This is a genomic window from Thermalbibacter longus, assembly GCF_023806485.1.
Lineage (GTDB): Bacteria > Chloroflexota > Chloroflexia > Thermomicrobiales > Thermomicrobiaceae > Thermalbibacter > Thermalbibacter longus.
Genome location: NZ_JAMSLR010000002.1, coordinates 373893 through 385766, shown reverse-complemented (window position 1 = coordinate 385766; position 11874 = coordinate 373893). Strand labels below are relative to the sequence as shown.

The 11874-nt window shown below is 69.1% G+C and carries 13 protein-coding genes and 1 pseudogene; 3 read left to right on the top strand and 11 right to left on the bottom strand.

Translation table 11 applies throughout. The annotated features are described in order from the left end of the window. Positions 1 to 30: 30 nt before the first annotated feature. Positions 31 to 1332: a phosphopyruvate hydratase gene (gene eno, locus NET02_RS04840; protein WP_284056244.1), complete on the bottom strand. Its 1302-nt coding sequence runs from the start codon at positions 1330 to 1332 to the stop codon at positions 31 to 33. 333 nt (positions 1333 to 1665) lie between these two features. Then, positions 1666 to 2865 (bottom strand): cysteine--tRNA ligase, encoded by a 1200-nt coding sequence (cysS, locus tag NET02_RS04835; protein WP_284056243.1) that lies wholly within the window; start codon positions 2863 to 2865, stop codon positions 1666 to 1668. Between the two features lie 206 nt (positions 2866 to 3071). Between cysS and NET02_RS04830 the strand changes: the two genes are divergently transcribed. Then, positions 3072 to 3551, top strand: coding sequence for a redoxin domain-containing protein (locus NET02_RS04830; protein WP_284056242.1), 480 nt, complete (start codon positions 3072 to 3074; stop codon positions 3549 to 3551). Between the two features lies 1 nt (position 3552). Continuing rightward, positions 3553 to 4407 (top strand): arginase family protein, encoded by an 855-nt coding sequence (locus NET02_RS04825; RefSeq protein ID WP_284056241.1) that lies wholly within the window; start codon positions 3553 to 3555, stop codon positions 4405 to 4407. On the opposite strand, the pseudogene NET02_RS04820 reads toward NET02_RS04825, so the two are convergent. The 5 genes and pseudogenes from NET02_RS04820 to NET02_RS04800 form a co-directional block, all read right to left on the bottom strand. After that, positions 4404 to 4571, bottom strand: a pseudogene (locus NET02_RS04820) (heavy-metal-associated domain-containing protein); the annotation flags it as partial. The gene NET02_RS04825 and the pseudogene NET02_RS04820 overlap by 4 nt on opposite strands. Positions 4572 to 4586: 15 nt before the next feature. Next, positions 4587 to 4799, bottom strand: a complete 213-nt coding sequence (locus tag NET02_RS04815) for a hypothetical protein (protein ID WP_284056240.1) — start codon at positions 4797 to 4799, stop codon at positions 4587 to 4589. 78 nt (positions 4800 to 4877) lie between these two features. Continuing rightward, positions 4878 to 5744 carry a purine-nucleoside phosphorylase gene (locus tag NET02_RS04810; protein ID WP_284056239.1) on the bottom strand — a complete coding sequence of 289 codons (867 nt, stop codon included), beginning with the start codon at positions 5742 to 5744 and terminating at the stop codon, positions 4878 to 4880. A gap of 9 nt (positions 5745 to 5753) precedes the next feature. Then, on the bottom strand, positions 5754 to 6602 hold the full coding sequence (gene recO / locus NET02_RS04805; protein WP_284056238.1) for a DNA repair protein RecO: 849 nt from the start codon (positions 6600 to 6602) through the stop codon (positions 5754 to 5756). Continuing rightward, positions 6599 to 7237: a bifunctional 4-hydroxy-2-oxoglutarate aldolase/2-dehydro-3-deoxy-phosphogluconate aldolase gene (locus NET02_RS04800; RefSeq protein ID WP_284056237.1), complete on the bottom strand. Its 639-nt coding sequence runs from the start codon at positions 7235 to 7237 to the stop codon at positions 6599 to 6601. Before NET02_RS04800 ends, recO begins: the two co-directional genes overlap by 4 nt. 199 nt (positions 7238 to 7436) lie before the next feature. Here NET02_RS04800 and NET02_RS04795 point away from each other — a divergent pair, with 199 nt between their 5' ends. Further along, on the top strand, positions 7437 to 8297 hold the full coding sequence (locus tag NET02_RS04795) for an NAD(+)/NADH kinase (RefSeq protein ID WP_284056236.1): 861 nt from the start codon (positions 7437 to 7439) through the stop codon (positions 8295 to 8297). Between the two features lie 116 nt (positions 8298 to 8413). Here the strand turns inward: NET02_RS04795 and NET02_RS04790 are convergent, their stop codons facing one another. From NET02_RS04790 to NET02_RS04775, 4 genes are read right to left on the bottom strand one after another with little or no spacing between them, the layout of a single operon-like run. Beyond that, positions 8414 to 9115, bottom strand: coding sequence for a zinc ribbon domain-containing protein (locus NET02_RS04790; protein ID WP_284056235.1), 702 nt, complete (start codon positions 9113 to 9115; stop codon positions 8414 to 8416). Positions 9116 to 9156: 41 nt separating this feature from the next. Further along, positions 9157 to 9489 (bottom strand): cyclic-di-AMP receptor, encoded by a 333-nt coding sequence (locus NET02_RS04785; protein WP_284056234.1) that lies wholly within the window; start codon positions 9487 to 9489, stop codon positions 9157 to 9159. Positions 9490 to 9501: 12 nt separating this feature from the next. Then, positions 9502 to 10140, bottom strand: a complete 639-nt coding sequence (tmk, locus tag NET02_RS04780) for a dTMP kinase (protein WP_284056233.1) — start codon at positions 10138 to 10140, stop codon at positions 9502 to 9504. 4 nt (positions 10141 to 10144) lie between these two features. After that, positions 10145 to 11869 (bottom strand): R3H domain-containing nucleic acid-binding protein, encoded by a 1725-nt coding sequence (locus tag NET02_RS04775; protein ID WP_284056232.1) that lies wholly within the window; start codon positions 11867 to 11869, stop codon positions 10145 to 10147. Positions 11870 to 11874 lie beyond the last annotated feature (5 nt).

Here is an 11874-nt window from a genome sequence, read left to right as displayed (position 1 = left end):
TCTCGAAGTTCGGCGGGCGCTCGCGCCGGGTCAGCGGCGGGGGCGCATCCGCGCCGGGAAGCCGCGCCAGCCGGCGTAGTGCGCGGCCGCGCCCAGCTCCTCCTCGATCCGCAGGAGCTGGTTGTACTTCTCTACCCGGTCCATCCGCGCTGGCGCGCCGGTCTTGATCTGCCCGGCGTTCACCGCCACCGCCAGGTCGGCGATGAAGCTGTCCGCCGTCTCGCCGCTGCGGTGAGAGATCACTGTCGCGTACCCGTTGCGGCGCGCCAGGTCGATCGTCTCCATCGTCTCGGTCAGCGTGCCGATCTGGTTCGGCTTGACCAGGATGGCATTCGCTACCCCGAAGTCGATGCCGTGGCGCAGCCGGGCCTTGTTCGTGACGAACAGGTCGTCGCCGACGAGCTGTACCCTGTCCCCCAGCCGGGCCGTGAGCTCGGCCCAGTGATCCCAGTCGTCCTCCGCCAGCCCGTCCTCGATCGAGACGATCGGGTAGCGCGAGGTCAGGTTCACCCACAGATCGATCAGCTCGCCGGCCGAGAGCGTGCGCCCCTCGCCGCGCAGCCGGTACTGGCCGCTCTCGTACAGCTCGGTCGCCGCCGGGTCGAGCGCCAGCACCACGTCCTGGCCCGGCCGAAACCGCGCGCGCTCGACCGCGCGCAGCACCACCTCTACCGCCTGCTCGTTGCTGCGCAGGTGCGGCGCGTAGCCGCCCTCGTCGCCCACGCCGCCGAGCTGGCCCATCTCGGCCAGCACCTGGCGCAGGGCGTGGTAGATCTCCACTCCCCAGCGCAGGGCCTCGCTGAAGCTCGGCGCGCCGATCGGCACGACCATGAACTCCTGCATGTCGACGCTGGAGCCTTCGGCGTGCTTGCCACCGTTGAGGATGTTCATCATCGGGACGGGCAGGACGTGGGCATGTGGGCCACCGAGGTATTGATAGAGCGGCAGGCCGACCGCCGCCGCAGCCGCGCGGGCGGTCGCCAGCGAGACGCCGAGCATCGCGTTGGCTCCCAGCCGGCTCTTGTTGGGCGTACCATCGAGCGAGAGCATGGCCAGGTCGACCTGCCGCTGCTCGCGCGCGTCCAGACCGGTGATCGCCTCGGCGATGACCGTGTTGACGTTCTGTACCGCGCGCCGGACGCCCTTGCCGCCGTACCGCCCCTCACCGTCCCGCAGCTCCAGGGCTTCGTGCGCGCCCGTCGAGGCGCCGGAGGGCACCGCGGCTCGCCCGACCACGCCGCATTCGAGGCTGATCTCCACTTCGACCGTCGGATTGCCGCGCGAATCGAGAATCTCCCTGGCGTGGACTCGGGTGATCCGTGTTCCTGCCATGCCGCGTGCCCTCCGGCTTGCCTACTACCACACTCACTGTCGAGCGCATTATAGGCGACATTCCGGATTTTGGGTAGTAGGGATGCCGCTCGCCAGCGCCCAGGAGCGCGAGCAGCGGGAGCGAGCCCAGGGAGCGAGGCCAGGCCCGCTCGATGGCCGAGGTTACGCGTGCCGCCCGACACGGGGCTCGAAGCCGCGGGCTCGGTCTGCGCGGCCGCTGAAGCAGGCCGGTCGCTGCAAGCCGGGTAGCCGGCACTGGTGATCGAGCGCCGGGCTCCGGCGCCGCGTCGAGCGTCCAGCGGGCAGAGCTTGCGCGCGAGCCAGGAGTCCGCGTCAGCGCGTGACCATCAGCCCGAGGATGGAACCGGCTTCCCGGATCGACTCGCGCGCGGCGGTCAGGTCGCGCCCGGCCTCGCCCGCCTGGATGGTGGTCTCGGCCATCTCCCTCAGCACCTGGATCGCGCCAGGCGTGTCGAGATCGTCGCCGATCGCCCGCACGAAGCGCTCGACCAGCGGGGAGAGATCGAGCGGCTGTCCCGAGCCGCCGGGGTGGTCGACAGCCCGCCGGAGCTGCTCGACGAGCGGCTCGAAACGCGCTGGGCCGTCATCCTCGTACTCGAAGGGCGTGCGGTAGTGGTGGCTTAGGAGGTACAGCCGGATGGCGTCGCCGCTCTGTCGCCGCAGGACGTCGCGTACGAGAACCAGGTTGCCCAGCGACTTGCTCATCTTGGCCCCCTGGTACTCCACCATGCCCACGTGGACCCAGAAGCGAGCGAACGGCCGGTGCCCGGTGACGCCCTCCGACTGGGCGATCTCGCTCTCGTGGTGGGGATAGATCAGGTCGTACCCCCCGCCGTGGATATCGAGCTGGGGACCCAGGTACTTGACCGACATCGCGCTGCACTCGATGTGCCAGCCCGGCCGGCCAGGCCCCCAGGGGCTGTCCCAGGTCGGCTCGCCCGGCTGCGCCGCCTGCCACAGGATGAAATCGAGCGGGTCCTCCTTCCGTGGATCGGTCGGATCGGCGCCCCGCTCGGCCGAGAGCTCGATCATCTCTTCGCGGCTACAGCGACAGAGCTGGCCGTAGTCGGGATCGCTCGCCACCCGGAAGTAGACGTTGCCATCGCGGACGTAGGCCAGGCCCTGATCCAGCAGCGTCTGCACCATCTCGATGATCACCGGGATCTCTTCGGTCGCCCGCGGGTAGACCGAGGGGAAGAGGACGTTCAACCCGTTGAGGTCTTCCTGGAACTGGCGGATGTACCGGTCGCCGAGGCGATCCCAGGGCTCGCCGACTTCACGGGCCTTGCGCAGGATATCGTCGTCGATGTCGGTGACGTTCTGCACGTACTTGACGCGCCAGCCGAGGTACTGGCAGAAGCGGTTGATGACGTCGAAGGTCAGGTAGGTCATGGCGTGACCCATGTGCGTCGTGTCGTACGGGGTCACGCCGCAGACGTACATCCGCACGGTCTTGCCGTCGGCCGGAGCGAAGGGCTCGACCTTCCCGGTCATCGAGTTATAGAGCTGCACGTCCCCTCCTCGTTCCCTGGCTCTCCCTGGGCAACCGCCGCTCGACACGCCGTATGCTACCATCCCGGCTCCGATAACAGGCGAGTGGCCGCGCGCATTCCCGCTCGAAGATCACTGCCGGCCCGGCCCCGCTTGCCGATCCTGGCCGGGCCCGCCATACTACCGCGCCAGGAGAGTGGCCTGCTAGACGCGATGAGGAGGGTTCAATGCCGGCCGACGTCGGACAGCGAGCGCCCGACTTCACGCTGCCGAGCACCACCGGCGAGCGGGTGACGCTCAGCGAGGTGTTGAAGCGTCGCGTCGCCGTGCTCGCCTTCGTGCACTTCGCCTTTACCGGCGGCTGAGGCGACGAGCTGGCCCAGTTGGGTGCCAGGTTGGACGAGATCCACGAGCTCGGCGCCGAGGTCTTCGGGATCAGCGCCGATAGCCACTTCGCCCTGGCTGCCTGGGCGCGAGAGCGGGGGATCACCTACCCGCTGCTGAGCGACTGGAGCCGGGAGGTCACCGCCGCCTACGACGTCAAGCTCGACGAGCTGGCCGGCTACCGCGACGTGCCCGATCGCGCGATCATCATCGTCGACCGTGACGGCACCATCGCATATCGAGACCGTGTGCCTCAGCCACGCGAGCTGCCAGATGTCGACGCGGCGGTCAGGCGGCTCCGCGAGCTCGCCGGGAGAGCCTGAGATGCGCCTGCATGTCGTGGAGATCGCCCAGCGCGGCCAGGTAGACCACCCCAGCCCGGAGGTCGAGCGCCTGCGCCAAGTCGTTCTGGAGGACGCCGGGGCAGACCGGCCCGAGATCCGAACGGTACACGTGCCGCCAGCGGAGGTGCCAGATGACCCGATCGCGTTCCTCGCGCTGCAGGGTGGCCGAATCGCCGACGCCGTGGCCGCTGGAGCCCGCGCGGGGCTGCCGGTGCTGGTCACGGGAGGCAACTGCACCTGCCTCCCCGGGGTGCTCGGCGGGCTGCAGCAGGCCTTCGGCCCGGCGGCCCGCATCGGGCTCGTGTGGTTCGACGCCCACGGCGACTTCAACACCCCACAGACGACGCTCAGCGGGATGCTCGGCGGCATGCCGGTGGCAGTGAGCGCTGGGCTCTGCTATCCCGAGTGGCGCGAGGGGTCGCAACAGCTCGTCCCGCTCCCGACCGACCGCATCGTCATGGTCGACGTCCGCAACCTGGATCCGGACGAAGAGCGGCTCATCCGCTGGACGGGCATCACCGTCGTGCCGATCGAGCGCGATCAGGTCGCCGCGGCCGCGCGCCGGCTGGCCGCGAAGACCGACCTCATCTATCTGCACGTGGATGCCGACGTGCTCGACGCGACGCTGGTGCCGACTCACCGCACCCGCGAGCCGGACGGGCCGGGCCTCGACCAGACGCTCGCGGCGATCAAGGCCGTCGTAGAGACGGGCAAGGTGCGGGCCGTTGGCCTGGTCTCGGTCTACGCGGAGGGCGAGGGCGGGGAAACGACGCTGCGCTCGGCCAGCGAGCTACTGCGCGGGAGCCTGCGCGCCTGGCGGGAAGCGTCAAGCTAGGGCTCCCGCACGACGCGTGGCCGGTAGCCCAGCTCCGCGACCGCCTCGAGGAGCTGGTCGCGGCTGACGACCGCCGGATCGTAGCGCACGAGCAGCCGGTCGCGTCCGAAGTCGGCGTCGCAACCGGTCACGCCGGGCAGCGTGCGGATCTGGGCCGCGACCGTGGCCGCGCACGAGGATCAGGTGAAGCCCATCCCTTCGAGCACCAGCGTTCGCCCGGCCGCCTGGGAGATCACCGGCGTGCCGGTCGTGTCGAGAGCCTGGCTCGAACCGCGCTCGATGAGTCCGCTCCGGCCGAGCACGCCGGCGGCCAGCAGAATGGCCAGCAGGGCGATGGCCACCCCGAGTGGTCGTGCCCATGATCTCCGTCGCACGGCCGAGTGGTCACGCATCGGGGCCGCCTCCCCCAGGTCTACGGCACCAGGCTGGCGGCCATTACGGTCACCGTGGCCGCCGCGAGACCGTTCGCCTCAACGAAGCGTATCACGGGCAGTAGTGCTCTCGACCAGGCCCGGCAGGAGCTGCTCGATCAGGCGGGCCAGGAGCGGGCCGGCGCGCCTCCCGGCCTCCAGGACTTCTTCGTGCGAGGGGGCCTTGGTCTCCTCCGGCACCGCGCGGTTGGTGATGACCGAGATGCCCAGCACCCTGATCCCCAGGGCCCGGGCCATCACCACTTCCGGCGCGGTCGACATCCCCACCGCCTGGGCGCCGAGCAGGCGCAGCATCCGCAGCTCGGCTGAGGTCTCGTAGGACGGGCCGGCGACCATCGCGTAGACGCCCTCGCGCATCGGCAGGCCGAGCTCGCTGGCGACCTGCCGGGCCAGCGCCCGCAACTCCGGGTCGTAGGCATCCCGCATGGGGACGAATTCGATCCCGGCCTGCGAAGACGGGCGGATCAACGGGCTCTGGCCGGCCAGGCCGGGCAGGAACAGGTGATCGGCGATCAGCATCAGGTCGCCTGGCTGCAGGCGCTCGTCGATGCCGCCTGCGGCGTTGGTCACCACCAGCGCGCGCACGGTGCTCCCAGCCAGCGCCGCTACTGGCGTCGCCACCTCGGCGGCGGAGAGCCCCTGGTAGAGGTGATAGCGCCCGAGGAAGAGCAGGACGGGCACCCCAGCCCAGGAGCCGAGCAGGAGCTCACGCGCGTGTCCGCCCACCGGCGGAGCGGCGACCCCGAGGACGCGGTCCATCTCCTCGCGCCGGGCCACCTCGACCCGCTCCGCCAGGGCACCGAGTCCCGAGCCGGCGATCACCGCCACGCGCGGCTGCACTCCTGCCCCGGCGCACAGCGACGCTAGCCGCCGCGCCGCCTCATTCTGGGCAATTCCTGCCTTCATCGACGAGACCTACCTTGGTGAAGGCGACCCGGCGCTCCAAGAGCCAGCCAGTTGGAGCTGGTCGAGCACTGCGCGAGATGCCAGCTCACGGCCCAGGATGTGCCGGGTGTAGGCGTAGAGCGCCGACTCGACCGCGCTCCGCAGCTCTGGCCCCGTCCGGCGCTCCAGCACCGTCGCCCAGCGCTCGCCTGCGAGGAGGCGCAGTGCCTTTACCGCGCCAACGGGCAGCGGTACGGCCGCCGGGTCGCGCGCCGCGCACGGCGGGCAGGCGACCCCGCCGAGCTGCGGAGCGAACGCGTTCGTCACTGGCTCCAGTGGCCGCCCACAGACCACGCAGCGATACAGCTCCGGCTGGTATCCCAGCGCGCCGAGCAGGCGCAGCTCGTAGCGCCGGACGACGAAGAAGGGATCCGGCTGGCTCGCGATGCCGCGAAGCGTCTCGGTCAGGAGCTCGAAGACGAGCGGCTGGGGATCGTCCTCGCTGGTGAGGGCATCGAGCAAGTCGGCAACGTACCCGGCCAGGCCGATCCTCCGCTCGTCCCGCCGCAGGTCTCGGAAGGGCTCGATCAGTTCGGCCTGGCTCACGATCTCGAGATCCCGGCCGCGCGCGATCAACACGTTGCTGTGCGCGAACAGCTCTAGATGGCCGGCCAGCCGGCTGGTCGGACGCCGAACGCCTTTGGCGACGGCCCTCAGCTTGCCGCGTTGCCGCGTGTACAGGTTGAGGATGCGGTCAGCTTCACCGAGATCCCACCGGCGCAAGACGACCGCCTCCACGCGGTACAGCCGGATGCGGCTCTCCTGGTTAGAGGCCAGCGCATCGCTCCGTACTGGACCGGCTGAGTCGACCGACGTCACGCCCGCAGCGCTCCTCGCGCGGCCGCGACCATGTCGACGAAGGCGCGCGCCCGCGCGGTGATCGCGGCCCAGTCGCGACGCTGGACCGCATGCTTGTCGATCAGGTTACCGCCGACTGCCAGTGCCACCGCGCCTGCCCGGATGAACTCCGGCCCGGTCTCGAGCGTGACCCCGCCCGAGGGGATCAGCTTGACCTGAGGCAGGGGAGCCAGCACGTCTTTGAAGTAGGCCGGACCGGCCAGGCTGGCCGGGTTCACCTTGATGTAGTCGGCTCCGTGCTCCCAGGCAGTCAGGATCTCGGTCGGCGTGAACGCGCCGATGAGGCTGGTCACCCCGTAGCGCCGGCAGATTTCGATCGTCTCTAGACGCAGCGTCGGCGTGACGATGAACTCCGCCCCGGCGAGCATGGCCTGGCGAGCGGTCTCAGCGTCCAGCACGGTGCCGGCGCCGACGTGGCAGTGAGTGCCGAGTTCCTGCCGGACACGCTCGATGGCTTTGCCAGCCTCGCGGTTCGTGTAGGTGAACTCCATGACCCGAACGCCGCCCTCCAGCAGCGCCTCGGCGAGCTCGACGGCCGGGCCGAGGTCGTCGAGGCGGATGACAGCGATGAGACCTGTCTCGTCGATCCAGTGCATGTGTGCCCCTTTTCGCTATCGACCGATCCGGCGAGCGGCGCCCGCGCTGGGGTGCTCTCGGGTACCATTCTAGCGGCCATCCGGCGCGCAACCGGTGGCGTGGGGCGACTCGCGGGCGCGTCTACTGCAAGTGTACCGGCCGGGATGACACTCTGACAGACGCCCACCCAGCGGTCGCGTTGGCGGTGAGGAGATGAGCATGTCGATCGGCATCATCGCCGCGCACGGCAAACCCGAGGCCGCCGAGCTGGCCGAGCAGATCGCCGGCTGGCTCTCCGAGCGAGGAGCGGCCGCGCTGGACGAGAGCACGCTGCAGCGGGATCCGTCGGCCGCATCGGTGCTCGTGACCATCGGTGGCGATGGCTTGATCATGCGCATGGCACACGCCTACCCCGATGTGCCGATCCTAGGGATCAACGTTGGCCGCGTGGGCTTCCTGGCGATGATTGAACGAGAAGAGTGGCAGCCCGCCCTGCAACGCCTGGTCGACGGCGACTACCGGGTGCAGGAGAGCCCGACGCTGGCCGCCAGCGTCTGGCGCGGCGCTCAGCAACTCGCGGACGGCTGGGCCATCAACGACGTGGTGATCCGGGCGGGCTTTCAGATGATCGATGTCGAGCTGTACATCGATGGGCAATTCGTGAACACCTACCCGGGCGACGGCATGATCGTCGCGACGCCCCAGGGCAGCACCGCCTACTGTATGGCCGCCGGGGGGCCAGTGCTCAGTGCCGGCGTGAGGGGATTCGCTGTGACGCCGATCTGCCCGCACTCGCCGATCCGCACCACGCTCGTGGTATCTGAGGAGGCGCTGATCGAGCAGGTCGTCGCCAGCGAGCGAGAGGCGCGCTTAATCATCGATGGCGTGCCTCACCTCGATCTGCGGGCGGGCGATCTCGTCCAGGTTCGACGTGGGAGTCATCGATTCCGGCTCGTGCTGCTGCCGGAGATGAACTTCTACGAAGCGTTCCGCAGCAAGTTCAACTTCCAGATCCGGCCAGATGCCCGGCCAACCCGCCCCGCGCGCCGCCCGCCAGCTCAGGGGGCGTCCCGCCGGTGACGACTCGCCAGCGCGCAGCACGCGCCGGTAAACAGTCACTGCCCTGAGCGGGGAAGGATTCCGAAGCCAGCCAGGGGAATGCTCTCCATCCCTGGCCATTGCCCGCACAAGCGCCGTCACGGCGTCGGCCGGCGAACTGGCGGGATCTCGCTCGTATCGTCCGAGCTGGACGGAGCGGCGGCTGCTGGCTCGCCCTGGCCGGGACGAACTCCGTCGAGCGTTCGCCCGGGCATGGCCGCTGGCCGGACGCCCGGAAGCGTCGGGGCGAACCCCGGGCCGGCGGCGTCGTCCGGCAGTGTTCCAGCAGCCGCGCTGCGGCGCACGCTTTTCGCCAGCCGGCTCAAGTCGGGCAGTGCCCAGCCTTGAGACGGGGCCGGGAGCGGCTCTGCCGCCTCCTGTTCAGTCCCGCAGTACGGGCAGATCGCCCAGCGGACGTCGACCGCGCGCCCGCACTCGGCGCAGGCCAGGCGCAGTTGCGTTCGGCAATACGGGCAGAAGAGGAAATCCTCGCCTACCAGCCGCTGGCACTGTGGACAGAGTGCCAACCCCTCCATATCCTGGAGCAGGTATTCCTCTTGCAGCGAGCGCTCGAAGGCCTCGTCGAGCGTCTCCTTGGGCCGGAGCAGCAGGTAGAGCAGCACCCCTGGAACCGAGAAGAGCACGACCACGAGCGTGGAGAAGATCTGAGCGATCACGCTGCGGCTACGCTCCTGGATATCGCGGAACGTCCACACGACCAGCGCAAACCAGAGCGCGAGAAAGTACGCCCCGCCCACGGCGATAGTGATGTGGACAATGCGCGCGAGGATCGCTTCCACGGGTAGTCCTCCTACGAATCTCTCAGCCTATCCGCGTCGAGTCAGGGAAGTCGCTCGTAGCGCTCGACCGGGACGACGAAGACGTTGGCGCCACCGACCTCGACCTCGATCGGGTTGGGCACGTAGAACTCCCCGGACTCGACGATCGGCAAAAGCGGGTTGACATACTGCGTCCGGGTATAGCAGTTCGCCTTGATGATGCGCAGGACATCGGGAACCTGAGTGTCGTCCACGCCGATCAGCACGGTGACGTTCTGCTCGCGGAGGAAGCCACCAGCACTATTGATCTGGGTCGCGCGGTAGCCTGCCGAGCGCAATGCAGCCATCAGGTTCTCCGCGTCTTTGCCCTGCACCACGGCGATCACTAATCTCATCTCGTCTACACCCTATCGCACACGCTGTAACCGCGGCAGGTGGGAAGCGACCGTTTCCCAGACCTGCCGCGCAACCTCCTCCGCTGGTGCCACACCGTCCACCACGCGCCAGCGCTCCGGCTCTCGCTCCGCGGCCCGGCGATACCACGCGCGGACGCGCTCGTGGAACTCCAGCGCTTCCTGATCGAAGCGCGTGAGCTCTTCGCCGGACTCGCGCCGCCGGGCCAGTCCCACCTCGACCGGCACATCGAGCAGGATCGTCAGATCCGGCCACAGCCCCCGGGTCGCGAAGACCTGGAGCGAGCGCAGCGCGCTCTCCTCCAGTCCCCGCCCGCCGCCCTGATACGCGAGCGTCGAGTCGGCGTAGCGATCGCAGAGCACGATGGCACCGCGGGCCAGCGCTGGTCGGATAATGCTGGCGACGTGCTCGGCCCGAGCGGCGGTGTGCAGCAACGCTTCGGTCTCGGCAGCCATGCCATCATTCGCCAGGGCGAGGAGCCACTCGCGCACAGCCTCGCCGAGCGGCGTACCACCAGGTTCACGCGTGAGGACCACATCGTACCCGAGCGAGAGCAAGCGCTGATGGAGCCAGCGGCACTGCGTCGTCTTGCCGCTCCCCTCGGGTCCCTCGAAGGTGACGAACAGGCTCACGGCCTCAGTCCTCGCGGTAGATCTCGACTCGCCGGTATGGCTCCCGGCCACGGCTGCGCGACCCCAGATTGTAGCGTTCAGCGAGCTGGTGCTGGAGGCGGCGGATCCAGGATACCTGAGGCCGCAGCTCGACTCGCGAGGCACCGCCCAGCACATCGTGGATCGCCGCTTCGGCCTCGTACATCGCCGCAGCAACCTGATCCTCAGGTACCGAGCCGAGCCCGCCATCGAGATCATCGCCATTCCCGTGCGTCTCGGCCTCGGCCACGAACCGCTCAGGAAAGAGCGAGCGGAAGAGATTCGCCATCTGCACGGCCGTGTTGCTTCGCAGCACGTAGACCGGGATACCACGGCTCTCCGCATCGCGCAGCATCTGCGGCCGCTTGCGATAGTAGTTCTTCAAGGTGATCACAGCGTCTGCATCGCCGAGCGACCGCACCAGCACAGCCGGCACCATGAGCTGGCTGATCACCTGCTCCAGGCGATTGCGGCTCACGCCGAAGGGAAAGACGCGTAACGTCTTCCGACTCGGCTCGGGAGCGCTAGCGGAGACCGCCGGCGAGAGCGAGCGAACCGGAACCGGCCGCACCGCCCGTGACTCCTCAGGCGCGGTCCCACGCTGGTACGTCCGTCGCGGCCCCGGCGGGAGAAGCCGATCGCTATGTCGCTCCATCCCCTGGAGCTCCTCGTAGTGGACCGAGACCGTGCCGTCCGGGTTGCGCTCGCGGATCTCGACGCGGAGCGGTAGCCCGCGGAGAATCGCGTCGACGCTCGCCGCCACGTCGCGATGCACCGCGACCCGGTTCCGGGACTGGATCTCGACTAGTACGCCGAACGTGGGCGGCGCCTTGCGCTCGAGGATCGACTTCTGCGTCCCCCGGCGCCTGGCCTCCTCGTCGCTCAGCGTCACGGACTGGATGCCGCCGATGAGGTCGGAGAGCGTCGGGTTCATCATGATGTTCTCGAGCGTGTTACCGTGCGCGGTTCCGATGAGCTGCACGCCCCGCTCGGCGATCGTGCGCGCGGCTGCGGCTTCCAGCTCCGTACCGATCTCGTCGATAACGATGACCTCCGGCATGTGGTTCTCCACTGCCTCGATCATCACCGCATGCTGTAGCGTCGGGGTCGGCACCTGCATCCGGCGCGCCCGGCCGATCGCGGGGTGCGGGATGTCGCCATCCCCAGCGATCTCATTGCTGGTATCGACGATCACCACCCGCTTACGCAGGTCGTCGGCCAGCACCCGCGCCGTTTCCCGCAGCATGGTCGTCTTTCCGACACCCGGGCGCCCGAGCAGCAAGATGCTCTCCCCAGACTCGATCAGATCCCGGATGATCCCGACCGTGCCGTAGACGGCCCGCCCGATGCGACAGGTCAGCCCGACGATATCGCCAGATCGGCTGCGGATCGCCGAGATCCGGTGCAGCGTTCGCTCGATCCCGGCCCGGTTGTCGTCCCCGAAGCGGCCGATCCGCTCGGCGACGTAGGCGATATCCTCGCGGCTCACCTCGCGCTCAGCCAGATACACCTCGCGGTCTTCGAAGCGCGCTTCGGGCCGACGCCCGAGGTCGAGCACGATCTCGAGCAGCTTGCTGCGGTGCTCCGGCTGATTGAACTCCTCCAGCGCCTCGACGATGTCGGGCGGCAGGACGGCCAGCAGATCCTCCAGGTTGTCAGTGATGGTCTGCTCTGCAGCAAAGAGTGCCTCTCTCGGCAGCGTCTGCGTCATCTTCG